The organism is Streptococcus nidrosiense (assembly GCF_042140045.1).
Taxonomy (GTDB): domain Bacteria; phylum Bacillota; class Bacilli; order Lactobacillales; family Streptococcaceae; genus Streptococcus; species Streptococcus nidrosiense.
Genome location: NZ_CP152419.1, coordinates 1436649 through 1459625 on the forward strand (window position 1 = coordinate 1436649; position 22977 = coordinate 1459625).

Annotated in this window: 29 protein-coding genes; 1 reads left to right on the top strand and 28 read right to left on the bottom strand. The window is 37.2% G+C overall.

Annotation, left to right across the window (positions count from 1 at the left end):
* Window positions 1-7: 7 nt before the first annotated feature.
* The 14 genes from aguA to AAFQ93_RS06890 form a co-directional block, all read right to left on the bottom strand.
* Complete coding sequence (gene aguA, locus AAFQ93_RS06825; protein WP_375554993.1) at window positions 8-1093, bottom strand: agmatine deiminase; 1086 nt, start codon at window positions 1091-1093, stop codon at window positions 8-10.
* Window positions 1090-2217 carry a carboxynorspermidine decarboxylase gene (nspC, locus tag AAFQ93_RS06830; protein ID WP_060955733.1) on the bottom strand — a complete coding sequence of 376 codons (1128 nt, stop codon included), beginning with the start codon at window positions 2215-2217 and terminating at the stop codon, window positions 1090-1092. Before nspC ends, aguA begins: the two co-directional genes overlap by 4 nt.
* Entirely contained in the window at window positions 2217-3476 is a 1260-nt protein-coding gene (locus AAFQ93_RS06835) for a saccharopine dehydrogenase family protein (protein WP_074325005.1), read from the bottom strand. The genes nspC and AAFQ93_RS06835 overlap by 1 nt, the downstream gene beginning before the upstream one ends.
* Entirely contained in the window at window positions 3473-4333 is an 861-nt protein-coding gene (gene speE, locus AAFQ93_RS06840) for a polyamine aminopropyltransferase (protein ID WP_049504668.1), read from the bottom strand. Before speE ends, AAFQ93_RS06835 begins: the two co-directional genes overlap by 4 nt.
* Complete coding sequence (locus AAFQ93_RS06845) at window positions 4334-5788, bottom strand: aminotransferase class I/II-fold pyridoxal phosphate-dependent enzyme (RefSeq protein ID WP_375555778.1); 1455 nt, start codon at window positions 5786-5788, stop codon at window positions 4334-4336.
* 597 nt (window positions 5789-6385) lie between these two features.
* Window positions 6386-7402: a hypothetical protein gene (locus AAFQ93_RS06850; protein ID WP_375554994.1), complete on the bottom strand. Its 1017-nt coding sequence runs from the start codon at window positions 7400-7402 to the stop codon at window positions 6386-6388.
* Complete coding sequence (locus tag AAFQ93_RS06855; RefSeq protein ID WP_375554995.1) at window positions 7395-7862, bottom strand: hypothetical protein; 468 nt, start codon at window positions 7860-7862, stop codon at window positions 7395-7397. The genes AAFQ93_RS06850 and AAFQ93_RS06855 overlap by 8 nt, the downstream gene beginning before the upstream one ends.
* 43 nt (window positions 7863-7905) lie before the next feature.
* Window positions 7906-8700: a DUF4261 domain-containing protein gene (locus tag AAFQ93_RS06860; RefSeq protein ID WP_375554996.1), complete on the bottom strand. Its 795-nt coding sequence runs from the start codon at window positions 8698-8700 to the stop codon at window positions 7906-7908.
* A 48-nt stretch (window positions 8701-8748) separates the two neighbouring features.
* Entirely contained in the window at window positions 8749-9246 is a 498-nt protein-coding gene (locus AAFQ93_RS06865) for a hypothetical protein (RefSeq protein ID WP_375554997.1), read from the bottom strand.
* Window positions 9247-9256: 10 nt separating this feature from the next.
* On the bottom strand, window positions 9257-9811 hold the full coding sequence (locus tag AAFQ93_RS06870; protein ID WP_375554999.1) for a hypothetical protein: 555 nt from the start codon (window positions 9809-9811) through the stop codon (window positions 9257-9259).
* Window positions 9812-9828: 17 nt separating this feature from the next.
* Window positions 9829-10311, bottom strand: a complete 483-nt coding sequence (locus AAFQ93_RS06875) for a hypothetical protein (RefSeq protein ID WP_375555000.1) — start codon at window positions 10309-10311, stop codon at window positions 9829-9831.
* An 18-nt stretch (window positions 10312-10329) separates the two neighbouring features.
* Entirely contained in the window at window positions 10330-11181 is an 852-nt protein-coding gene (locus AAFQ93_RS06880; protein ID WP_375555001.1) for a CbrC family protein, read from the bottom strand.
* 132 nt (window positions 11182-11313) lie between these two features.
* A complete protein-coding gene (locus AAFQ93_RS06885; RefSeq protein WP_247921539.1) occupies window positions 11314-11718 on the bottom strand; it encodes a hypothetical protein in 405 nt (134 codons plus the stop codon).
* A 48-nt stretch (window positions 11719-11766) separates the two neighbouring features.
* Window positions 11767-12273 carry a YfbM family protein gene (locus tag AAFQ93_RS06890; protein ID WP_375555002.1) on the bottom strand — a complete coding sequence of 169 codons (507 nt, stop codon included), beginning with the start codon at window positions 12271-12273 and terminating at the stop codon, window positions 11767-11769.
* Between the two features lie 117 nt (window positions 12274-12390).
* On the opposite strand from AAFQ93_RS06890, the gene AAFQ93_RS06895 reads away from it, so the two are divergent.
* Window positions 12391-13410 carry a hypothetical protein gene (locus tag AAFQ93_RS06895; protein ID WP_375555003.1) on the top strand — a complete coding sequence of 340 codons (1020 nt, stop codon included), beginning with the start codon at window positions 12391-12393 and terminating at the stop codon, window positions 13408-13410.
* Between the two features lie 30 nt (window positions 13411-13440).
* Here the strand turns inward: AAFQ93_RS06895 and AAFQ93_RS06900 are convergent, their stop codons facing one another.
* From AAFQ93_RS06900 to AAFQ93_RS06965, 14 genes are all read right to left on the bottom strand, one after another.
* Window positions 13441-14247 (bottom strand): hypothetical protein, encoded by an 807-nt coding sequence (locus AAFQ93_RS06900; RefSeq protein WP_375555004.1) that lies wholly within the window; start codon window positions 14245-14247, stop codon window positions 13441-13443.
* A gap of 48 nt (window positions 14248-14295) precedes the next feature.
* Window positions 14296-14571, bottom strand: a complete 276-nt coding sequence (locus tag AAFQ93_RS06905; protein ID WP_375555005.1) for a hypothetical protein — start codon at window positions 14569-14571, stop codon at window positions 14296-14298.
* An 83-nt stretch (window positions 14572-14654) separates the two neighbouring features.
* Entirely contained in the window at window positions 14655-14966 is a 312-nt protein-coding gene (locus tag AAFQ93_RS06910) for a hypothetical protein (protein WP_375555006.1), read from the bottom strand.
* An 84-nt stretch (window positions 14967-15050) separates the two neighbouring features.
* A complete protein-coding gene (locus tag AAFQ93_RS06915) occupies window positions 15051-15929 on the bottom strand; it encodes a DUF4300 family protein (RefSeq protein ID WP_223141005.1) in 879 nt (292 codons plus the stop codon).
* A gap of 45 nt (window positions 15930-15974) precedes the next feature.
* Window positions 15975-16856, bottom strand: coding sequence for a diacylglycerol/lipid kinase family protein (locus tag AAFQ93_RS06920; RefSeq protein ID WP_375555007.1), 882 nt, complete (start codon window positions 16854-16856; stop codon window positions 15975-15977).
* Between the two features lie 277 nt (window positions 16857-17133).
* Window positions 17134-17853, bottom strand: coding sequence for a class I SAM-dependent methyltransferase (locus tag AAFQ93_RS06925; protein WP_375555008.1), 720 nt, complete (start codon window positions 17851-17853; stop codon window positions 17134-17136).
* Window positions 17834-18625: an alpha/beta hydrolase gene (locus AAFQ93_RS06930; protein ID WP_375555009.1), complete on the bottom strand. Its 792-nt coding sequence runs from the start codon at window positions 18623-18625 to the stop codon at window positions 17834-17836. The genes AAFQ93_RS06925 and AAFQ93_RS06930 overlap by 20 nt, the downstream gene beginning before the upstream one ends.
* An 89-nt stretch (window positions 18626-18714) precedes the next feature.
* Window positions 18715-19686 carry a DUF6892 domain-containing protein gene (locus AAFQ93_RS06935; RefSeq protein WP_375555010.1) on the bottom strand — a complete coding sequence of 324 codons (972 nt, stop codon included), beginning with the start codon at window positions 19684-19686 and terminating at the stop codon, window positions 18715-18717.
* 14 nt (window positions 19687-19700) lie between these two features.
* Window positions 19701-20087, bottom strand: coding sequence for a hypothetical protein (locus AAFQ93_RS06940; protein ID WP_375555011.1), 387 nt, complete (start codon window positions 20085-20087; stop codon window positions 19701-19703).
* 45 nt (window positions 20088-20132) lie between these two features.
* Complete coding sequence (locus AAFQ93_RS06945; protein ID WP_375555012.1) at window positions 20133-20543, bottom strand: hypothetical protein; 411 nt, start codon at window positions 20541-20543, stop codon at window positions 20133-20135.
* 492 nt (window positions 20544-21035) lie between these two features.
* On the bottom strand, window positions 21036-21443 hold the full coding sequence (locus AAFQ93_RS06950) for a hypothetical protein (RefSeq protein ID WP_075230100.1): 408 nt from the start codon (window positions 21441-21443) through the stop codon (window positions 21036-21038).
* Between the two features lie 62 nt (window positions 21444-21505).
* Window positions 21506-21931, bottom strand: coding sequence for a hypothetical protein (locus AAFQ93_RS06955; RefSeq protein WP_375555013.1), 426 nt, complete (start codon window positions 21929-21931; stop codon window positions 21506-21508).
* Window positions 21932-22030: 99 nt separating this feature from the next.
* The gene (locus AAFQ93_RS06960) at window positions 22031-22273 is read right to left on the bottom strand and encodes a phosphohydrolase (RefSeq protein WP_375555014.1); all 243 of its coding nucleotides are present in this window, start codon (window positions 22271-22273) and stop codon (window positions 22031-22033) included.
* Window positions 22274-22377: 104 nt separating this feature from the next.
* Window positions 22378-22944 carry a hypothetical protein gene (locus AAFQ93_RS06965; protein ID WP_375555015.1) on the bottom strand — a complete coding sequence of 189 codons (567 nt, stop codon included), beginning with the start codon at window positions 22942-22944 and terminating at the stop codon, window positions 22378-22380.
* Window positions 22945-22977 lie beyond the last annotated feature (33 nt).

The window sequence follows — 22977 nt, forward strand, 5'->3', positions numbered from 1 at the left end:
TTTTCTCCTATTCTGGAATTTGTTGGGTAATGCAGTGGATATTTCCACCACCTAATAGAATATCTCTTGCAGGAATTCCGACAACATCACGGTCAGGGAAACACTGGCTCAGAATATTCAAGGCTACTTGGTCGTTTACATCCTGAAATTGTGGCACTAATACAGACTTATTAGCAATATAAAAATTCACATAGGAAGCTGCTAAACGTTCACCTGCATAACGCTCCTCTTCGCCTTCTTCATAAGTATAGCCCGGCAAATCCTCCTCTGTAACTACTTGATGAATAGCTGGGATTGGAAGTTTATGAATAGTGAAACTCCGGCCTTTTCCATCGGTTTCCTTCTCTAAAAGAGCTAGATCTGCTGCAGACATGGCATACTGGGGATCACTTTCGTCATCCGTCCAAGCCAAGACAAGTTCTGCAGGACCTACAAAGGCAGCAACATTGTCGACGTGTTCATTTGTCTCATCTTGATAAATACCGTAAGGCAACCAGATAACTTTTTCAGCACCAAGACTCTCTAGTAAGATCTTTTCAATCTCCTCTTTAGTCAGGTGAGGATTACGACCATGACTAAGCAAGCAACTTTCAGTCACAAGTATGGTTCCTTGACCATCACTGTGAATTGCTCCACCTTCCAGTACAAAAGGTTTGGCATCGTAAACAGGCATCTTTAATACTTTTGCAAAACGACTGGCTACTTGGTCGTCAGCTTCATAGTCTTGGTAGAGACCGTCAACACCACCACCCCAGGCGTTGAAAGACCAATCTACCGCCAACTTTTCCCTTTGATCATTGAGGAGAATAGTTGGACCTGTATCACGAGCCCAGGCATCATTTGTCGGAATATCTAAATAAACAACCTTGTCTCCTAGATAGGATTGCGCTTCAGATAGATAGTCCTCCTCAACCAAAAGGTAGACTGTTTCCCCCTGAGCAATAGTTTTGATAATCTGGCTAAAAGCTTTTTTTGCAGCCTTTCCTTGAAAAGGCCAAGACCCTGGTCGAGTAGGCCATATCATGAGAGTCCCATGATGGGGTTCATACTCTGCAGGCATACGATAACCTAATTTCTTTGGACTGTCCATCATGATAATCTCTCCTTAAAGTCTTGGTAGCCAAATGCTTTAACTAGACTGCACTCACCCTCTTTATCCATGAGATACAAACTTGGAAGTCCAATCCCGTTAAAGGTATTATTTTTGACAAAGGAGTAGATTGCCATGTCTTCAAAATAGAGGCGATCACCGATTTCAATCGGTTTTTCAAAGCTATAATCCCCAATGACATCCCCTGTTAGGCAAGTATTTGAAGAGAGTCTATAAGTATAAGGTTTTTCTTGCGCTTCAAATCCATCTCTCAATGGGGGGCGATAAGGCATCTCAAGGACATCTGGCATATGACAACTTGCTGAAGCATCTAGCACCAAGGTCTCAATCCCGTTTTCAACAATATCCAAGACTTCTGTAGCTAGATAGCCCGCATTAAGGGCAATAGCTTCTCCAGGTTCAATGTAGACGTCAAGGTTATAGATTTCTCGTATTCTTTTAATCTCAGAAATCAGCAAGTCCACATCATAGTCATCTCTCGTAATATGATGACCACCACCCATATTGAGCCATTTAACTTGATGCAAATAGGCTCCAAACTGCTCTTCTACTGCTTTCAAAGTCGTTTGTAAATCATCTGCCCCCTGCTCACAAAGAGTATGAAAATGAAGCCCGTCAACCAAGTCCAGCAAATCACTAGGTATCTTGTCTGAAGTCACTCCAAAACGAGAGCCAGGAGCACAAGGATCATAAAGCGCGTGGTCACCCTGCGTTGAACATTGAGGATTGATGCGCAGACCCACACTAATACCAACTTCACGACAACGTTGACCATATTTTCGAAGTTGTCTCTCTGAGTTAAAAACAATATGATCTGATATTTGTAGTAGCTCTTCCATATCTGATTCCTTGAAAGCTGGCGCAAAAACATGGACTTCCCCAGGGAACTCTTCTCTAGCTAACTTAGCCTCATAGAGTCCACTAGCCGTCGTACCTGACAGATACTGACTAATCAAAGGATAGGTTTTATAGAGGGAATAAGCCTTTTGAGCCAGTAGAACCTTACAGCCGGTTTTTTCTTGAACCTCTTGCAGAATGCTACAATTTTCTTCTAGTTTTGCTAAATCAATGACGTAAGCTGGTGTTGGTACTTGTTCTAACTTCATTAGTCCACCATTTGTGGGTTTTCTACCACAACCCATGGCAAACCGTATTTATTCAAAGCTTCCATGAATGGATCTGGATCCAACTCTTCAAGGTTATAAACTCCTGGTTGTTTCCAAGTACCATCCATCACTAATTTTGTCCCAATCATGGCTGGAACACCTGTTGTGTAAGAAATGGCTTGTGAACCAACTTCTGCGTAGCATTCCTGATGGTCGCAAACATTGTAGATGTAGATTGTCTTTTCAACTCCATCTTTGACACCAGTAAAGATACATCCGATATTTGTTTTACCAACAGTACGTGGGCCAAGGCTTGCAGGATCTGGAAGCAAGGCTTTCAAGAATTGGATTGGTACGATTTCTTGTCCGTTAAAATTAATAGCATCCGTACGAAGGAGACCAACGTTTTCCAAGCATTTCATGTGCGTTAGATAAGATTGGCCAAAAGTCATAAAGAAACGAATGCGTTTAACACCTGGGATGTTTTTGGCCAATGATTCGATTTCTTCATGGTGGAGGAGATACATGTCTTTTTGTCCAACTTGAGGGAAATCATATTCACGCTTGATAGACATAGCTTCGACTTCTACCCATTTTCCATCTTCCCAGTAAGAACCTGGTGCAGAAACCTCACGTAGATTGATTTCTGGGTTAAAGTTGGTCGCAAATGGATAACCGTGGTCACCACCATTACAGTCCAAAATGTCGATATAGTGGATTTCGTCAAAGTAATGTTTGAGTGCATAAGCTGAAAAGACGCTGGTTACACCTGGGTCAAAACCAGAACCAAGAAGAGCTGTCAAGCCTGCTTCCTTGAATTTTTCTTGGTAAGCCCACTGCCATGAGTAGTCAAAGTAAGCTGTAAATCCAAGTTCTTTGCAACGTTTCTCATAAATAGCACGCCATTCAGGGTCTTCTGTATCCTCAGCCTCGTAGTTAGCTGTGTCAATATAGTGCACACCTGTAGCCAAACAAGCATCCATGATGGTCAAGTCTTGATAAGGCAAAGCTACGTTCAAAACAGCTTCTGGTTTGTAGCTTTCAATCAAGGCAATCACTTCTTCTACCTTGTCAGCATCAAGAGCAGCTGTCTCAATCTTAGTATTTGTTTTGCCTTCTAATTTAGCCTTCAAGTCATCACATTTTGACTTGGTACGGCTAGCAATCATAATTTCTTTAAAAGTTTCGCTATCTTGACAAATCTTTGAAATAGCAACTTGGGCAACGCCCCCACATCCAATAACTAGTAAACGACTCATTTTTTTCCTTCCTCTTCTTCTAAAATGTCTTCTACATACTTAGGCAACATAAAGGCACCAATATGTAGGTTTGCAGTGTAGTATTCTGTGAAAAGCTGGCGTTTTTTCCAGCCTTCCTTGTCAAAATCTTTGACAGGGTGATATTTTTTCGATGCAAATCCAAATAACCAATAGCCAGCAGGACTGGTAGGGATATGTGCCTGATAAACTCGGCTAATTGGAAAGGCTTGATTGACCTTGCGATGCATGCTTCGACAAGCAGACTCATCTTCGTCAAAGAAGGGGCTACCATGCTGGTAAATCATGATACCGTCTTCTTTGAGAGCCCTATAACTATTGCCGTAAAATTCCTTGGTAAAGAGCCCTTCCGTATGGCCAAATGGATCTGTCGCATCGTTAATGATAATGTCATAATCATCTTCACAGTTTCTCAAAAATCTCAGTCCATTTTGGTAGTAAATGGTGACGCGAGGGTCATCAAGTCCTGCAGCAAAATCTGGAAAATATTCTCGGCAAACCTCAACCAGCATCTCATCTGGTTCTACAATATCGATTTGTTCCAATTCTGGATAGAGAGTTAATACTTGGGCAACACCACCGTCACCACCCCCAATAACCAAGACTTTCTTTGGATTTGGATGGACAGCCATAGGAACGTGGACGGTCATTTCGTTGTAGACAAAGTCATCTGCATCTGAGAACAAGACATGCCCATTTAAAATCAAAATCTTTCCAAAAGCTGGAGTATCTAATACTTCAATATCCTGCCACTCACTTTTTCCAGCATAGAGTTGTTTAGCAGTTCTAAGAGACAATTTCACATCTGGAGTATGAACTTCAGAAAACCATAAATCCATTTAGTTCTCCTTTCTCTCAATGACATTAATGTGGTTGACCTCTGGATCTTCCGTTCCTTGGAGGGAACAACCACGTTCTTTAGCAAATTTGATATAATCGACAATTTCTCGTGTAATCCGTTCACCTGGCGCTAGGATTGGAATTCCTGGAGGATAACACATGACAAATTCCCCACATACCTGGCCAATGGACTCGTCTAATGTTAAGCTTCTTCTATCTGCATAGAAGGCTTCCTGAGGAGATAGCACCAACTCAGGCTGGATATATTCTCCAGCAATCAAGTCCTTCCCATCTCTTGAGTAAAGTCTCTTGATGTCAGCCAGAGCACCAACCAAGCGTTCAATATCTTGGATACGGTCCCCAATCGAAATGTAGGCCAAGATATTGCCAATATCACCAAACTCAATCTGAATGTCATATTCATCCCGTAAGAGATCATAAACTTCAATACCTGTTAAGCCAATGCCCTGAGTGTAAACTGACAGCTTAGTAACGTCAAAATCACAGACAGACACACCGTCTACTAGCTCTTTTGAATAGGCATAGTAGCCACCGATAGCATTGATTTCACGACGAGCGTACTCAGATAGCTCAATGACCTTCTCAAAGGACTCTTTACCACGAAGGGCCAGATTGCGGCGTGAAATATCCAAACTAGACATTAGTAAGTAAGATGCTGATGTTGATTGGGTCAGGTTAATGATTTGACGCACGTACTCAGGATTCATCTGATCCCCAACTAAAAGAAGTGAACTTTGTGTCAAGCTACCACCAGACTTATGCATGGATACAGCTGACATATCTGCTCCTGCATCCATAGCAGATAGAGGTAGTTTATCTGTAAAATGCAGATGGGCACCGTGTGCCTCATCTACTAAAACTTTCATTCCAGCAGCGTGAGCCATCTCTGTTAGCCCCTTAAGATCTGAACAAATCCCATAGTAGGTAGGATTGTTTATTAGGATAGCCTTAGCATCTGGATGTTCCTGAATAGCTTGTGCTACACGCTCATTCTCAAGCCCCAAAGCAATACCGATTTTTGGATCCACACTCATCTCAATATAAATGGGAATAGCGCCACATAAAACGAGCGCATTGATAGCTGACTTATGAACATTTCGAGGAAGGATGATCTTATCTCCAGCTTTACAGGTGGAGAGAATCATAGTTTGAACAGATGAGGTTGTGCCCCCAATCATTAAAAAGGCATGAGCAGCACCAAAAGCTTCTGCAGCTAGTTCCTCAGCTTCTCGGATAATCGAAATGGGATGCCCCAGATTATCCAAGGGCTTCATAGAGTTGACATCTATGCCTACACATTTTTCCCCTAAAAGTTCAACCAACTCTGGGTTTCCACGGCCACGCTTGTGACCAGGTACGTCAAACGGTACAATTCTTTTCTTTCGTAACTTGACCAACCCCTCGTAGATAGGAGCTTGGTTTTGATTTAACATTATAAAGACATACTCCTTTACCATAGTTTTACACCTTAACCATGTAAGGCTCTAAAGGATACTTATGAAAAAAGAGCAGGTTGGCACCTGCTCTACAATCTACTGACGTGTTTATGTTTGTTTCTTTTGAGTATGTCTGTTCCTGATGTTTCCTAACTCTCTAGTAGCAAATATTACGTACTTTATTGATCGTTTCACAAGATGACGTGTGCTTTCACCACACTAACAAATCTATACGAATTAGAACTAATGTTCTAACATCAACTTATAAAAGTAGGCTTTTAACCCTATCAATAATGTGGCTTTTCAACCACGCTTCGGCATTCAACCCTGCCTGTCCGTAGGCATTTTTTACTCGGGTTTATATTTGCTAGAAAACATCATCTCATTTTCTAAGCTTCATTACTATATCATATTTTCAGATACTTGTAAAGTATTTTTAGAAACTTTTTTAAATAAATTCATTTTTTTGTTCGTGAAAATCAACGAACCATAAAATAGAAACCGTTTTAAAATAAGTTCAAAAAAATTAAAAAGGAACTAAAATACTCAGCTCCTCAATTAGTTATAAGTACAGTCAACTATTCAAAATCCTATCTAGTCATCTCGTGCTACTTGAACAGCTAGCTCAAAATCAGTCATCAAGTAATTTTCATCCAGATGGATGAGACTATAATACTCATTCCAAAATAGAGAGTCACTGTTACTTGACCACTGTAATCCATACCACAATTGAGTGACATCATTTGTATTTGATGGGGGGATTGACCATAGATGCTTTTTGAAAGTTTCTTGAACAAGTGGAAGGTCCAGTCGACTAGTCAAGTCGAGTTCATCCAATTTCAAAATTATAGAATGTTCTTTAGCTGCATCAATGGTGTCCTTGTTAAATCGAACCTGAATAACCTTAGAATCTTCTAGAACCACGTCCTTATCTTCTGCCCCGTAAAAGGAAATACTCCCAAGAACTATGCCATCTTTTGCAAAGAGATAGGGAGCGTAGGGAACAGCATTGCTATCAAGTCTGAAGCCTTTTTCGATAGTGACTGATTTATCTCCTGAATACTTTTGGAAATTGCCATATGTCAGGAGATCTTCGTAGTCGCTAGCACCATCACCTTGTCTTACATAGATATCAAATCCAGCTTCCATCAGATCACTTGCTTTGGTTTCTGCTAACGTGATTTTACTTTCATTAATTTGCAAAATCGGTGCTTGAGGTGGGAAACCAATCGTGAGATTATACATGACTCCTACTAGAAAGACCATCAAGGTTATAAGGAGGGCAAGTAATGACTTTCCAGTCCTTTTTCTTGCATTGAAAAGAGCCATTAGAGCAGGTAGGAGGATCATTTTGGCTAAAATAGAATTCCCCACACCGCCTCTATTTAAGGTCTGAAAAGCAAAGATCCCTGCGATTGCAATCAGTGTCAGGTAGACCAAAATCTCGCCTAGACCCAGTATTTCTGTTCGAGTTTGTTGGTTTACAGGGGATTCGTACAATGACTGTCCATTCTCTTTCCTCTTTTTTAGAAAGAGATAAAAGCCCAGACCGAGTAGCAGATTAAAAATTGCAAAAGCAATTAAAGTACCTATAATCACCGTTCTACCCATGGCTCTCTACTCCTTTATGTTCTATGTCAAATCTTATCTTTCTTTTTAATGTCCAATTCCCAATCAATAAAACCATTAAGAAGAAGGGGCCGCCTTCTATCAGTACAATCGGTAAAGCCACTAGAGCAATCATCAAAAAACTAGCTTGCTTTTGACGCCAACTACCGCCCCATTCTCCGTTTATCAGTCCGCCCAAATAATCGATGTAGTCAGTAAACCAAGTAAATAAAGGGGGGTGAAAATCATTGAGCCTTAGGTAAATGAACATAGCAGAATATAGCAAAACATAAAGAATTCCAAGGACTAAAATAATTTTTTGACTAGTTCGAGTAGCCTCTAGAACGATTTTTTCTCTCTTCTCTGGTTTTATTTCCTTGAGACTTGGATTCTTACAAGAGAGTTTTTCAAATCTATAGACCAGAAATCGGTAGAGATAATACTTTTTTATATCACGCTTCATAAAACCCCCAATCTAGGAAGAAAACTCAATTATAAATCATGGTTTAAACATCTAATTTCAAGGAATTTCCTTCCAAATAGACGGCTTTTGACTCAGTGATTTTGATTTTTTGATCTTCTGAAAAGCCAATGGTTTCACCGTCCTTTAAGGTGACATCACTGCCTAAAACATACTGAAGAATAGACAAGAGGAAATAATATAAGTCATCGCTATTCATAGGAGACTCGATAATTTCAATCTCAGTTCTTCCAAACTCTTTCAAACCATAAGTGTAAATACTAGTTTTATCTCCCTGGTTGATAATCCCCATATAAATCCAGAGTTGAAGGGGAAGCATTTCTTCTTTCAAAAGGTCAGCCAGGTCTAAATAAAGATCTTTGGGCAAGAGCAAGGTAGTAGAACCCTGATAAATACCAATAGCTGATTGACTAGTTTTTAGGATTGAGGCATTGACTTTAGTCAATAGGGAATAAGTTTCTACTGGCGAAAGATTGTCAGACAAAATAGAAACAATGACGTGTTGTGTGTGCTCCTGTGTTTCCTTCTCAACATCCTGCCAGAGGTAAGAATAGGCATACAATTCTTCAAATTCTTGACTTGGGATAGGCAAATCCATTAAAGCTAGCGCAACGAGAGCACCATCAATCACAAAGGTTGCACTAAAATCATCCCCAGAAACTTCAGAAATTTCAAACCCCCAATGAGATTTCAATTCCTGAACAACTTGGTCTAAAGAATAGGCTTGATTGCCTTTGAAAAGAGGCATGGACAAGATCAGTTGTTTTTTCTTCTCTGATTTTTCTTTCTTACTAGTAAATAAATTTTTTAAAAAATTCATAGGACTCCTCCTTTTTCTCATACCAGTTGGGAAGCAAAGCTATCTTGGTCAAAGTGAATCGAGATACCAAGTTTCCTCATCCTCAAAACCGTAGAATTTCTCATCAAGTAGCCAATTTCCATCCACCAATCTAAGTACAAACTGATGCTTCATTTCTAAAGCTTCTTGATAATGGGTGATGACTCTTGCTTCTTCAGCTTTTGTCATGATAAAATCTACAGAAAAATCATTCGTTTGAACATAGTTATACTCACTTGGGGAGCCATAAGAATTTCGAACTCCTCCTTCCAAGCATTTTTGAGTCACTCGTCCAGTTAGAAGTTGGATTTGCCTCTGAAAATAGTCATCCATAAGTTCATTCCACAAAGGGTGAAGCTGATTAGATGGGATTCCAAGGGCTTCTTTTTCCTTATCCAGTGCTCTGTTACGCTCAAAAATTTCCTCTTCTAACAAGGTTAAACTTTTGAGTAAATCAAGCAATGGCGTGATAATTATTTCTGCCAGAGTTTGATATTTTTCAGGGGTATTTTTATAGTTCACTCTCATAATAAGCCTCTTAATCATCTTGGATTAATTGCTTTACTTCTAGATCTGAAAGTTGTCCATCAATATAGAGTTTCCTAAGTAAATCTTTATCTACGGTAATTTCATAATAGTCAGTCACAAACTCATAAAATCTCTCAAAGCTATCAAAGAGGTAAGATAGCAACCATTCTCCGCCATCCTGATCTTGGTACGTATATTGATGCGCTTGACCGTCATACCAGATAAAGAAGGTTGTTTCATCTTTTTGGTCTTCTGAATAAAGTAAGACATACTTTTCATCCAGTCCTTTATAAAAACCATCAATGACTTCTTGATTCCACTCGTCAGCAGCAAACTGGCTTAAACTGCTTTCATGATCAAAACCTTTTATGAGGATCATTTTATCAGTCAAAATCACATCTAAAGAATCACCAGAGCCATTATCAATAAGATAGCGGACTCCATAGTCTTCCTCAGTCTTAATCACGAGTCTGAGCCAATCCTCACTCGGATCTGTCAGATATTCGTCAATGACTAGCAAGGCATCTAAGCGAGTCTTTATCTTGTCCCAATCAATCTTTCTCATCTCTAAAAACCTCCATCTTATTCTTGCAATTTATCAAGATCACAAGCCCTATAACGAGCTGTTAGATAGCCTGAAAAGCTAATCTGAGGGATATTCCACTCATTAGGCAAATAAATCGAACAAGCTACCTGATCACCTAGAGGGGAAATTGCTGAGAAGACATATCTTCCCAAATCCTCATTATTAGGATTTCTTTCAACTTGACCCAATCTGCTAGTATTGAACCAGTCTTTAAACAGTAACCAGATTTGCTCGGCATCTTCGTTTAATAGGGAGACTTTCAAGTTGTAGCTGATTCCGACCCTACATCTTTTTTTGAATCCTGACTCATCAGCCTTACAAACTTTTATCGATCCCTTATCATACTGCCAGTTATCGCTATCTAATAGGGGAAATTGAACAGATAGATTGTCTTTAAATCCCTGCATAGTATCAAACAAATCTTTGGAGGCAGCTTCGAATAATTCTAGTTCTTCCATAGTCTTCTCTTTAATTTTCATAGCTAATCACATTTCGATTTAATCTGCATCAACCCAGATCTGGTATTTTTGACAATGTAGACATCTAAACAAATAACCACAGATAGGCCCGTCTTTGACCAAGTAGTCTTCTATCTCTTGATATTCTTCACGCGCTTCATAGTCTGCCAAGACTTGCTCAGCGATTCCCATATCCTTCAATTCTCGAGTTCCAACTGTACCCAAGTAAGCACAATAATCTTGGCAACAAGAAAGCCAATATTCTCCCTGCCAACTAGAGTAGCCTGGGGTCTGACAAAAAAGCAGCTGATTCTTTTCTGGATCCAATTCACCCTGCCACTCGGCATCTTGAACAAATTCTGCATCGAATTTCTGAGCTGCTAGCCCATTTGCAATGCAAGTTGGGCAAAGGTATTCTATATCCTCGATACAATAAGGGATCAAGTCATAATAAATATTGCTTTCTTTTCCACAAGATGGACAAACCTTGGCTTCTCCTTCAACAAATGAACCTGTAGCCAACGGATCTGGATGATAGATAAAATGTGGCAAAGACTGTAATAGCTTCTGCCTATGCTCCTTCTCTTCTTTTCTTAGAGGACGAGGAAGGGCAAAACGATCGCCATGACTCTGACTCATTCCTTGTAAACGGCTCAGTTTCTTTATCTGTTTTCGATCAGGTTTGTCTAAGATTTCGGTAAATAAGTGATAGGCACTAGCGTAGAGACCCAATTGTTCATAGAGGTCAACTAAGACTTTTTTCGCTTCTAAATCCTCAGTCTTAGCTAATTCATCAGCCAAATCATAAAGGGCTGCAACACTTGAAGGATTTCCATCTTTAGCATGGTATTCCCTTGTCCGGGTGATATATTCTTGTAAATATGGATTCATCTGACTACCTTTTCTTACATGGATAAATTCTGATTAACAAATGGTAATAAGGACAATACCATTTAAGCCTAACATTGCTTTATATAAATCTTTCATTTCATCACCTGATTTTAACCTCTTATTGTCAGACAGTTAGTAAATTTCATACACAAGCTCTCTATCAGCTTGAAAATATTTGTCGAATTTCACTAAAAGATAAAGGGATCCAGCTGGAGAGACACCGGCATCATAACCTAGAGCAAATTCGCCATAAGAACTACTTTTATCCAAGATTAACTCCTTTAATTCCAGTTCTGTAACTGCTTTATCAGGCCAATTATCATGGATAACCTTTTGAGCTTTTTTATCAAGGTTTTCTAAGTTTCTATATAAACTAGTCATCAAATCATCTGATAATAAGACTAAATCCTGTTCACAGTAACCTGTAAAATAAATATTTATGTCTTTATTTAGATATCGCCCTAGAAAATAGATCCCCGAGTCATGTTTTTCCCAGTTTATTCCCTTCCATAATGCCAATAAATCTTCTTTGTTCATTTATTACCTCAAGCAGTTTTATTCTTTTAGGAATGTTTAATAAACTTTCTAACAAATAGTGACCAGGACATTTCCATTGAGCTCCAGAATCTTTTTGTAAAACTCTTTCATATTTACAAAGCTGATTCGGATTTCATCCTTGATTTCTTCCTCTTCCTCAAGATAATCCCAAATATTAGGATACAAGTCGGCCTTCTTACATGTTTCCATACTAAAGTCAGCCATAGCTCTGTCCATGTCAAAACTTTCTAAAGCTTCTACAATATCGGCTATCTTGTTTTTTTCAGTATAGGCGATATAGTCAGATACATCCTCTAGAGGAGTCACCCCTAAAACAGCTTCTCTCAAGGGATTGTCATCCAAAAATTCTGAACTACTAAATCCTGTCATGACAAAGAGAAGAGCATCCCACATTTTGTCGATATCTATTAAGATATCATGAGTATCATCGGAGTCCTCAGCAAAGTCTAACAAGTCATCTTCTTGGTTAGAAAGACCTTTTATTTGTTCTAATTCATTGTCAGGTAAATATTGATAATTGGCAATCATTCCCATGTTTTTTCTCCTTTGAATCTTGTAGGATGAAACTGATGTTTTTAGCTCTATTTTATAGAAAATGCTATAATGGAGCTAAGAAATTGTTTAATTGAATGTTAAATAGGGGGAACAGTCATGTTCACTAGTATTGTTTTGGGTTTTTATGCTCTTTTCTTTCTATCCTTGTCCTTTACTATCTATCTCTATATCAGACTTGTAGTTGCGGTTAAAAAAGGCAAAGACATTCCCAAATGGATTTATAAACTTGGTCATGCCATTCAAGGTAGAATTCACGTTGATTATGAAGAAATCACTGATGTCAATGCCATTAAAGAGATTCATTGGTTCTTGCTAATCTATTTAATCGTAAATCTGCTGGTATTGGCTGTCTTCTACTATCATGGTAATAGCTTTCCTCAAGCCATTTATGAATGCTTGAAGAAACAATTTTTCATCGTACTTGTTAGTATGGTTTTAAAAAGTATTGGCAAATTTATCGTATTAGCTATAAGAAAAAACTTTCAAAACAGTCATGCCTATGCATCAACCAACGCTTTTATCGGAACAGCTTTTTTAACGAGCTATGTTTTTATGTTTTGCATGATGATGAGTGGCCTTCCAGCTCAACCTGTTCCAGTAACCATTCAAGATACCACTATCATTATCGGGGAGACCAAGGCTTCCGAGCTTTTAGACCAAGGCTTTACCTTTGGAGATAAAGGCGCAGAGAGCTCCATCACCAATCCCAAAAACGACCACTTCTACTACGGTCAGCTTCTCGAAGTCAAGCGGGATGATCAGTCCTATGGCTTTATGAGCCTTACTCCTACGGGAAGAGATACTGATCAGCTCAAAAACTGCATCATCACCTATTACAGAACACCTAAGGATAGCAAGCAACTAGAAGAAATTTCCATCAATCATATCAAGCTAGCAAATCTCAAACTCCAAGATTTTCAAACACGAGAGTTAATTGATATCTTTGAAGTTAATCCTGCTGATTATAATGTCTCTGATAAGGATAACAACTTTATCCTAACCATCCAAACAGCAGATTACGACCTCTGGAAAAGATACCGTATTGAATCCAAGTTCAATTCAGATGGTTCCCTAGATAGTTATGGTGTCAGAGCCCAACACAGTCAATGGGAATGATTGACCATTTCCCCCTTTATCACATAGGCATTAAACTGGAAAAATATCGCCGACAAGCTTATAGGTTTCGATGAATCGAAGGCCAGAGGAACCTTTATCTCTAGTGATTTCTTCATAAATATCTTCTAAATTTTGGGCAGGTGCCAGCATCCAAAGACTAAAAGGTCTAAGTTTCACCTGTCCAACTTTTTCAATTTTATCTAATAATTGGCCTAAATCTTTGTGATTGAACCAGCAATCTGTAACCAGAGCAAACTTTGTATTGTCCATCTTACAGGAGATATGACTGGTCAAAAAATCATCGATAGTGGGCTTTTTTGTTTGTAAGAGGCGCGTGCAAGCCAAATGGTACTCAAGCTTTCTAGGACTCTGCTCAACCATAGATACAAAGACAAGACCATACTCATCTTGGAACTTAACAGCAAGGATATCCCCTTCTTCAAAGTAAGGTTTGCGTTTAGTTTTGGCTTTAGGGACCTTTAGAGGCCTAGGATTTTCAGTTTGCAACTGAACTGCAAGTTTTTCCAAGACCTTTTGCCTTTGCTTCAAAGCCTTTGGATCTATTTCCAACCAAAATGGATCAGCCCCTTTTTTGATAAGCTCCAAGGTTTTATCTCTGATATCGTCTGTCAGGTGACCAATCTTCCACAACGAGTAGGCAAGAGCAGTCCAATAAATTTCTGTAAAAAAGTCTGTTTGGCAGTAATCATTCTCCGCATCAAGGATATCCTTGATGATATTCGCTACATGTTCACCGTCTCTATAGCGACCAACTACCTCATTGTAAATGTCATAACCTTGATCACTGTCAATGATTTTAACGCCATCAATAGCCATTCTCAACTCCTAATGTTCAATCGACATCTTATTTCTAAATCTCAAAACTTATTTAATCTTATGCTTGTTCATTTTCTCTTGGAAAATATCTGTAAGAATTTGTCGCAATTCTTGAGCTTCCTTTTCAGGAAGTTGGCCTTCTTGTTCAGCTACAGCATACAATTCTGGATACTCAAGCGAGATTCTCTTAACGGTACGTGTAATGGCATGTTTTCTAACAAAAAATGGAATCCGTTTAATCATATCCTGAGGAATTAATGCGATAATCTTATCAGCAGTTTCCTTATCGTTCAGCTTAGAGAAAGTTAGTCCCTTTTTAATCATCTCTTATTCTTTTTCTGTAAAATCTTTAATATCCATTGTGTCTCCTTATGAGTATTTTATTTACTTCTATTATACTATTTTTTTTATTGGTCGAATGAAAAATCTCTATAAATCCTCTCTTGCCCAAGAACGGAATCTGTTGTAACAGGTAGTTTTTTCAGCAACTCTTGAATATCAATATCTTTGGGAAGAGGATTAAATTCTCCCAGACTATTTTCCTGAAGGTGTGCTGCAAAGATAAACTCTCCCTTTTCCCAATCCATAGCACAATCATTGATAACATCTACTGGCGACAGATCCAGTAGTTCTTGTTCTTGCGCTATAAAAGTTTCGTAGATCAGCTCAAAAATCGCTTCTTTATCAATTTTTACAACTCTTAATGTATGTTCATCCATGCTTGCTGTCCTCTAATCATATCAATTTAACTATCATTCGGTTAGTAACTTCTTATCCCACTCTTTAGGCAAATCATCCTATTTTTAGAGTTGAACCCACTTATCATTATCCATAATAAAGGGTTTAGCTAGACCTTCTCCTGTATAGTTTTCGTATTTTGTATCTAGATATTTGTAGCAATCTTCCTTGGTCGCAAATTTGATTGCTTGATAAGGCTCCTCAAAGGTTAACTTTTCAACAAAGAGATAGCCATCCTCACTTGGTACAAGAATTCCAACATGACCGATAAAGAGAGATTGACCATCCAAGTCATCATGGACTACTACGGAGAGCATTCTTGCATTTTCATTAAACTTGAATTGAGAAAGGAATTTTTCCATCTTTGCAGCATGAACCTTGACATTCGTTGTTGCTTCGGTCTTGACTCTTGAGAATAAAATATCAAAAGCATCCTTGTCTTCTGCACCAAAGACTTTGCCCTTATCAATGGCATCATTATCGACAAACAAAAGGGAATCATCTTTCTCTAACTTCGGAATTTCGATAGAATTTTTCAATAAACAATAACTGTTAATACGACAGTTAGTGCCGACAAAATCACCTTTCTTCGGTGCCCAAAGATTGCTTATCTTTTCAACATCATAGTCTGTTTTGGTAAATGTAGAAAAATCTCCAGTTAAGCCAACTGAACCAACAGTATTGTTATAATCGTTGACAAGATTGAAAAATGCATCGACACTATCTTTATCCAAATGTGCAGCCAAGGCTTTTCGAACTTCTTCTGAACTTGGTTGACTGTTCATATTGGTATAGCTAGCCTTCCAAGAAACTTGAGCAGACTGTGTTTGAGTTACTGAAGTTTCAGTAGTTCCATCAGCTGTCTTTTGAGCTTGATTACAAGCCACTAAGGTCAAAAGAAGCGTTGAGCAAAGACCAATAGTCGCTAATCTTCTAAATTTCATAGGCTTTCCTTTGTTTAAAAAAATTGTTGTTAAAGGTAAATAAGATTATTCTTTCGGTTGAGAATAGACTTGAATATGCTGCCCTAGTATCTTAATTTCTACTGGCAAGTTATCGGATTTGTCACCATCAACATCCGTTTCTAACTCAATGTCTGAAGAGATTTTGATATGACGAGCTTTTATGTACTCGATGTGATCATTTTCAACGACATCCCCTTTTAATAAGTCAGGGATTACAGATAATTTAGAAAGAATTGATGCATCCTTAAGAATCAGAACGTTTGCATATCCGTCCTTATCTTCATCAAAAATCTTCTTATCAGCAAAATAATTGGTTAGGAGAACTATAACGTGACTTGCTTCTCCAATATAATTTCCATTTTCTGTCTCAACAGTAATATTAAATGGTTGATCAGTCACTACAGACTTTACAGTATTAACCGCATAAGCCAGCATACCAAACTTTGTTTTATCTTCAATTCCAACGTTATGGATGGCTTCTGGGAGTGAACCAATACTAAAGATATAACCAAAATAATTTCCATTTGATTTTCCGATATCAATCTTGTTTGTAGAACTAAAATCAAGCTCGCCAATAGCCCCGTCAATATCTTGATTGATTTCTAATAACTTTGTAATGAGATTTCCAGTTCCTCCAGGTATAATTGCTAGTTTTGGAATATAGTCTCTTTCAGCGATACCAGAGATTACTTCATTGACAGTCCCATCTCCACCGAATACGAGAACTGCCTCATAATGTTCTCTGGAAGCTTCTGTGGCGAAGTTGGTTGCGTCTTGCGCTTTTTGTGTAATTCTGGTATCGACTTGCTCGAAGTATTTTTTAGCCTTATTTTCTAACTTTTCCTTATAATCTAAAGCCTTTTCTCCACCAGAGGTTGGATTGATAATCAACATTATTTTTTGCATTCATTTTCTCCTCAATATCTATTTACATCCTTAGGCTATCAATATATCTTTTTTTGATACACTTTATTATATAATGAAATTTCTAAAAACAAAAATTGAAAGTACTGAACTAAAATAGATACAATCCTGAACTGTCTAAGAATTATTCTTTCAAAATTGGAAAAATAGATTTGTAGAAAAAATTTTATCAAGTTACAAACTGAAGAAATCATCTCATTCACTCTTTCTTCATATACGACTGTTTTTATTTTGCTTTAAAACAAAACCTATGCTTCTATTATTTTTTTAGCCACAAATGTTGTAAAAAACTAATATCTTTATAAGGTTTTAAATCACATACTGCAAGTTCAATCTTTGTCATTTCTTCTAACCAGTTTTCTTTGCTCTTAAATTCATTTGGTTGTAGACTGTAAAATGTTCGAATCCCCAAATAGTTTTCTAATTTAAGACCAGACAAAGCTAGTAATTCCTCAATAGTATAAGTAGAACCACTTGCAAATGAGAGACTCTCAAAATTTTCACCATTGAGTAAGCTAAATGCCTGATTGATGTCATTAGCAAAAACAACACTTTGTAGAACTTTTCCAACTTGATTATGCTTGATAATTGAAATTAAGCCATCATCTTTTAAAATTCTTTTGAACTCCAGAAGATAGTCTTTTCGGTCATTAGAATCTATATATTCTAAAACATTATGACAAAGGACAAGATCAAAGGTTTTATCCGTAAAACGAGCGAGTTGGGCAATACTTCCCCACAATTTTTCATAGGATGTGGAAGAGTTGGCATAGAGCATTTCCTCATTAGGTTCAACAGAAATAACTTGATTCTTGCGAGAGAGAAATTCACTGACCAAACCAAATCCAGATCCAAAATCAAGAATTTTCTTACCTTCCAGGTGAGCAAGTTGGGCAAAGGTTATTTCATATTGTATCTTTCCCCAAGGTTGTTTTAACATATTTCTATAATGTTCAAGATCAGATTTTTTGCTTGTCATGTGTTACCTCATTGAAACTGATATTTTTCTTTAAAATCATTTCTTCTAATAATTTACAGTAAACTGCCGGATTTTCAGTGATCTTGCGACAGTGGTCATATCCTTGCCAAATATGAAATTTGGCATAAGGATACTTTTTGGGGAGAACTTTTTTAGCAGCTATCAAGTCGAATTCTTTTGAACCATAAAAGAAAACACAATTTTTTTGTTCCCCTGGCGTAAGGTTAGGCAAAGCTACGAAGGCACAATCATGGGAAATATGTTTGATGCTTTCTTCATCCATAGTAATGAAAGAATCCGCCATCATTTCTCCTTTTTCTCCATAAAGTCCAACCATCTTACGAACAGCAAGATCTCTATTTCGCAGAGCTTTTCTATGCTTTATTAACAATAAATACCTAGTAAAGACATCAAGCAAGGGCGCATTTGTCCATAAACTAACCCCTTCAAAAACAAGTTTCCCAAACCTGATATCCTTGTAATTCAATAATTGCAGTAATACAACACCACCCAAGGATGCGCCAAAGGCTAAACACAAGTCTTTTATCTGATGATCCTTTAGATAATCATAAATCATCTGGCTTTCCTTAAGAGCCGATTCGTAGATGAGCGAAGCTGATTGCCCATGCGCCGACAAATCCGGAATGATATATCTAAACTTTTGCCCCATCTGGTCTGCAATCAGGGACTTCATCCCTTGAGCCGATGATAACATCGGGTGGATTAACAATATCGTCTCTTTCTGATTAGAATTAAGATCAAGAATGTTCATTATCTATCACCAGATTTCTTTCCTTTTTAGCCCTTATCATTAAAGAACTTATACCATCCATTTATGATTTATTCAGATAAATGCAACAATTATAATACCTTCACTTGAACCCCTTGCTTGTCGAAGGTTTTTTTGACATGTTCAAAATTACTGCTTATGATAGTCGCTTGCTTCAGATTTGGAAACTGTCGCAGTTCTTTAAGACTAACTTCATTTAGATCGAAACTATCATCTTCTCCATCCCACTGAGGAATCAAATTCAGATAAATTTCATTTCCTCCATCCATATCGATTTCTTGAACTTGTTCAGCATATTTCTTAGGTATAGGAAGATTTATCATATAATCAAGTGCTGGCTGAATTATCTCCATACTTTCTGTGTCGATTTCCAGTTCACTAAATTCATCCGCAAAATCATAGATGTCAAAGTAGGGTTTCAGTACTCGTAAATCATACATCAAAACTTGGATAATAGTTAGTTTAAAATTTATATTGTCAAAGTATAGCAGTTCTTCGTCAGTTTCTTTTAATATGTAGCTTTCCCGTTCATGTTTGATCTCTGGAAAGTAGGAAATAGAAAGTGTATCTGTGATGGTCTCTGGAATTCCATTAAAATTAGTTCCGTAAGGGGTCCATAAAATCAGGTTAAAATCCCCTACTCTATGCCTATCAGAAAAGAAATAAGGAGATTTTTCATCTGATAATACCACAGCTTGACATGGTTGCTTCGGCAATTCTTTCTCTCCAGTCATAGATTTTACAACATCGCCATAGTAGAGGAAAACTGTAGAAATCAAATGTTCCTCATCAATGTAGGTCTTACATTTTTTTAAATGATTATTAATTGAGAAAGAATGTTCAAATACAATACCAGTATTGTCATAAATGTATTTAATAAACTTATTATCTCTTTTGACAACCTGGTCAGGCTTCCCCAATACAGTTTCAATATCTTTCAAGGACAAAGGAAAAGCTAAGCTGGTTCCGTTAATAATCATTGAATTGTTGTGGAGATTGATTTCAAGTTTTTTGTGTGTTTTTTTCTTAAAAAAATGAAACATATTACTACCTTTTCTTAAGTTTCTTCCAGATAAATTTTGACCGCTTGGTATTCCTGCTCTTTAGCATAGGCAAACATCTCTGAAGCTCTAATGTAATCAAAGATATTTTCCTCTAAATCTTCATCCCAGGTTGATTCACTAAAGATTTGATTGTCTTGACTTGCTTCATAGAAAATATCAAGGTGAACTTGATAAAACTCTTCATCTTCATTTGGAGCTTGTCTTACTAAGGATAGTTGAAACATTGGCTTATCAGATATAGCTATAAATGTCCCTGTTTCAAATAAAATCATCTCATCCTCAATAGGCTCACGACACAAGTCTTCAAAGATTGCTACCATTTCCTCTAAGGGCATCTTATCGGTGATTCTTGCTCTTAAAAATTCAAGTGATTGCTTCATATTGCTCCTCTTTCTACATGTTTACCATCAGAAACTGACTAAAAATTAAAAGTAACCTATAACTCTAATAATTTCTATAAAGTAGTATATACCTATCGCGATAGCTATCATAATTGCTAGAACAACTAAACCAATGATAATCCTTGCCCAGATATGCCTTTGTGCCTGTTCAATGACAAAAGCACTAAGAGACGCGAACGATAATCCAAAAGCTAGAAAGATAGATATGGCCCAAACAAACGGAATAGCTGTCATCCATGGATATGGAAATGGTTGGCCGACTGGATGATTTTCTAAAATAAAATAAGTAATAATCGCAACCAGATACAAAAAAATATTCACGATATATAAATACTTAAAAACCTGACGTCTATGAAAGAATACGATCAATCCTAAGACGAAAATCATGATAAGGGGGATGAAAAGACGCCCCCAAATATAACTGTCATTAAACATAGCTAACTCCTATATCTTATGCAAAATCACTTTCAACTACCTATGTAAAAAATTTCTCATATACTTGTGTCTCCTTTATACCTAGATGATGTATTTTCCTTAAAAGATTATATCCTAACTCAGCATATTCTTGAAAATTTTCATCTGTAACCTGATTCGAATATTCGATTATTTGAAGAAATAAGCTCTCAAATTCAGTCAACTTTCTCACCTCTAATCTAGCTTTTGACTCCTTAAATAACTAATCTTAACTTGGAAAAATCCTATTAAAAAATAGAATCCTTACACCCTTTATTATACTACATTAACAGAAAAAAAGACTGAACCAGATGGCTTTGAGCTTGGTTTCAGTCTAGATCATTTTGATAATCGGAATAGCCGCTGTAAGGACGTCTATCCCAAAATTAATTCCATGTAAAAGGGTTAATAAATACATATGCTAGGAAGCTATGGAAATCATAAAATCTCCTAAGAACTAACCTGGCTCATCTTTTAATCTAACTTGATAGTTTCAGATAGGATAATTGCCCCAGTACCACTGACATCGAAAAATCCCACATCATGTTTTAAGGCTAACATGAGCATTGTATTATAGGCTGTTTCTGCTTGTGACCATGCAAATCCTGCATAGATAAGATTCTTACCAATACTATAGTCAGTAAAACGACTTTCCAGCTCTTGGTCATTCTCTAAAGCATCATCCATATCAAAGTCACCATTCATAGGAGGAAATAGTTTTATCATGTCCAGAAACCAACTTTTTAGTTTGCTTGAACTAACTTCAATTGAATCATAATCGTGGTCTTCCTTCCACTCCACTTGCTCCTCATACCATTCTAAAAATTCAGCTTTACTAGCTGGTGCGATTGATTTCTCAAATACTACTAAATCATAAGACATAGTTATACCTTTCTCTTTTATTATCATTACGCATATTTTCTCAATATCCTATACAGCTTCTCTCAGCTATGCAAACTTTCAATCATGATTAAAACTAGAGATTGGGGATTGATTTCAAAGCCATCAGAAGTAATTCTGTCATTAAAATACTTGACCGCTTGATCATGATCAAGAAAGCGATTGTTACTAAGATACTGTTCAATCTCATCCAAGAGAAAAGCACTTTCTTTTAAAGATTTATCTTCAAAACCATTCGCATAATGGATGCTCTTCATCATTCGTTTGAGCTTAGTTTTAGGATAGCATTCTTTAAGTTTATCCCTTAAAGAAAGAACAAGATCCTCAAAGGATTGACTATCTATATCATCCTCTAACAAACCTGATATTATATTCTTTTCGTACATATCTTCGATTAGTTCTTTCAAAGCCTGTTTCAGGACAAGATTGCTTTCCTCAGAATTTGGTGTCATATAAAATTCTTTATCCATTATCTTTCTCACTAAATATATTAAAAATTATGATTTCCCACAAAAATATTTCAGTAAACTTTTTAAAAGCGAGCATTTTCAATTTGCAGCTCACCTTCTTCAGAAATTTTCGTGAGTAACTTCTTCAAGATAGTCATCCAGATGATGGTAAATTTGCATATCTTCTTCTGAACCATCTTGCAAAACTGCAAATACCTTTACTTTATCATCATTGACAAATACGAAATTATGTTCACCAAAATAAGCCTGATAACCCTTGTCAATTAAGGTCCAAAGCTCATCTTTTTTTAAAACAAAAATATCTTTTTTTACAAGATAGGTTTTCCCGATTTCCATTTTCACAATGTCCTTTCTCCTTAAGAAACCAGATAGTGCTAGATGTTTCCCTTTACTGTTCAAGCCGTCTACGCAAGCAGTGGCATACACTCAAAAGGAAATTTGAGTGACTATTGCATATCCTCCATCGCTTCTTTCACATATCCTTCTACATCTTCAACCTCTACAAACGAAGGATCAAGGTGACACAAGAAGTGCCAATCTTCGGCGCCTCGTTTTCTGTAGACAATCGCTTCGCCGTCTTCACTTCCGAAAAAGCTTCTGTCGACTTCGTACCCTTTGCTTTCTAAGAAAGCTTTTGCCTTGCGGAAGTTTGCTTCTCTGGCTTCGACATAGACTTTCACTTCATCGTTGTTAACGACATAGGCATCGACTTTTGTAGCTCCTTCAATCACTTTATCGTTTTTAACAGATAGATTCGAAATCTCTTTCCAAATAATGTCCACATTTTCCTCAGAATTAAACGAAAACCTAGATAAAGGGACAATATTTCCATTGAAGACAATTTCCATATAATCGGGCAAGTGTTTAGGGTTAAAATACTCCACTTCAAAACTATCCTCGTTTTCTAGAGTATATCCAGGGATTTGAGCTACAAAGGCTTTCCCTTCTTCTAAAGTCTCAAATACGACTAAATCTTTTGAATAATTGTTTTGATACAATTCTAATATAACCATCTATCATCCTCTAATCTTAACAGTTTCTATTAA

What these genes read in the sequence shown, in the direction of transcription:
- AAFQ93_RS06845 (WP_375555778.1), bottom strand. Translation starts at nt 5,788, where the DNA reads ATGTTAAATCAAAACCAAGCTCCTATCTACGAGGGGTTGGTCAAGTTA.
- AAFQ93_RS06935 (WP_375555010.1), bottom strand. Translation starts at nt 19,686, where the DNA reads ATGTTTCATTTTTTTAAGAAAAAAACACACAAAAAACTTGAAATCAAT.
- AAFQ93_RS06850 (WP_375554994.1), bottom strand. Translation starts at nt 7,402, where the DNA reads ATGGGTAGAACGGTGATTATAGGTACTTTAATTGCTTTTGCAATTTTT.
- AAFQ93_RS06910 (WP_375555006.1), bottom strand. Translation starts at nt 14,966, where the DNA reads ATGGATGAACATACATTAAGAGTTGTAAAAATTGATAAAGAAGCGATT.
- AAFQ93_RS06940 (WP_375555011.1), bottom strand. Translation starts at nt 20,087, where the DNA reads ATGAAGCAATCACTTGAATTTTTAAGAGCAAGAATCACCGATAAGATG.
- AAFQ93_RS06965 (WP_375555015.1), bottom strand. Translation starts at nt 22,944, where the DNA reads ATGGTTATATTAGAATTGTATCAAAACAATTATTCAAAAGATTTAGTC.
- AAFQ93_RS06925 (WP_375555008.1), bottom strand. Translation starts at nt 17,853, where the DNA reads ATGACAAGCAAAAAATCTGATCTTGAACATTATAGAAATATGTTAAAA.
- AAFQ93_RS06905 (WP_375555005.1), bottom strand. Translation starts at nt 14,571, where the DNA reads ATGATTAAAAAGGGACTAACTTTCTCTAAGCTGAACGATAAGGAAACT.
- speE (WP_049504668.1), bottom strand. Translation starts at nt 4,333, where the DNA reads ATGGATTTATGGTTTTCTGAAGTTCATACTCCAGATGTGAAATTGTCT.
- AAFQ93_RS06920 (WP_375555007.1), bottom strand. Translation starts at nt 16,856, where the DNA reads ATGCAAAAAATAATGTTGATTATCAATCCAACCTCTGGTGGAGAAAAG.
- AAFQ93_RS06835 (WP_074325005.1), bottom strand. Translation starts at nt 3,476, where the DNA reads ATGAGTCGTTTACTAGTTATTGGATGTGGGGGCGTTGCCCAAGTTGCT.
- AAFQ93_RS06885 (WP_247921539.1), bottom strand. Translation starts at nt 11,718, where the DNA reads ATGAACAAAGAAGATTTATTGGCATTATGGAAGGGAATAAACTGGGAA.
- AAFQ93_RS06950 (WP_075230100.1), bottom strand. Translation starts at nt 21,443, where the DNA reads ATGTCTTATGATTTAGTAGTATTTGAGAAATCAATCGCACCAGCTAGT.
- nspC (WP_060955733.1), bottom strand. Translation starts at nt 2,217, where the DNA reads ATGAAGTTAGAACAAGTACCAACACCAGCTTACGTCATTGATTTAGCA.
- AAFQ93_RS06865 (WP_375554997.1), bottom strand. Translation starts at nt 9,246, where the DNA reads ATGAGAGTGAACTATAAAAATACCCCTGAAAAATATCAAACTCTGGCA.
- AAFQ93_RS06880 (WP_375555001.1), bottom strand. Translation starts at nt 11,181, where the DNA reads ATGAATCCATATTTACAAGAATATATCACCCGGACAAGGGAATACCAT.
- AAFQ93_RS06895 (WP_375555003.1), top strand. Translation starts at nt 12,391, where the DNA reads ATGTTCACTAGTATTGTTTTGGGTTTTTATGCTCTTTTCTTTCTATCC.
- AAFQ93_RS06855 (WP_375554995.1), bottom strand. Translation starts at nt 7,862, where the DNA reads ATGAAGCGTGATATAAAAAAGTATTATCTCTACCGATTTCTGGTCTAT.
- AAFQ93_RS06870 (WP_375554999.1), bottom strand. Translation starts at nt 9,811, where the DNA reads ATGAGAAAGATTGATTGGGACAAGATAAAGACTCGCTTAGATGCCTTG.
- AAFQ93_RS06900 (WP_375555004.1), bottom strand. Translation starts at nt 14,247, where the DNA reads ATGGCTATTGATGGCGTTAAAATCATTGACAGTGATCAAGGTTATGAC.
- aguA (WP_375554993.1), bottom strand. Translation starts at nt 1,093, where the DNA reads ATGATGGACAGTCCAAAGAAATTAGGTTATCGTATGCCTGCAGAGTAT.
- AAFQ93_RS06915 (WP_223141005.1), bottom strand. Translation starts at nt 15,929, where the DNA reads ATGAAATTTAGAAGATTAGCGACTATTGGTCTTTGCTCAACGCTTCTT.
- AAFQ93_RS06890 (WP_375555002.1), bottom strand. Translation starts at nt 12,273, where the DNA reads ATGGGAATGATTGCCAATTATCAATATTTACCTGACAATGAATTAGAA.
- AAFQ93_RS06875 (WP_375555000.1), bottom strand. Translation starts at nt 10,311, where the DNA reads ATGAAAATTAAAGAGAAGACTATGGAAGAACTAGAATTATTCGAAGCT.
- AAFQ93_RS06955 (WP_375555013.1), bottom strand. Translation starts at nt 21,931, where the DNA reads ATGGATAAAGAATTTTATATGACACCAAATTCTGAGGAAAGCAATCTT.
- AAFQ93_RS06945 (WP_375555012.1), bottom strand. Translation starts at nt 20,543, where the DNA reads ATGTTTAATGACAGTTATATTTGGGGGCGTCTTTTCATCCCCCTTATC.
- AAFQ93_RS06860 (WP_375554996.1), bottom strand. Translation starts at nt 8,700, where the DNA reads ATGAATTTTTTAAAAAATTTATTTACTAGTAAGAAAGAAAAATCAGAG.
- AAFQ93_RS06930 (WP_375555009.1), bottom strand. Translation starts at nt 18,625, where the DNA reads ATGAACATTCTTGATCTTAATTCTAATCAGAAAGAGACGATATTGTTA.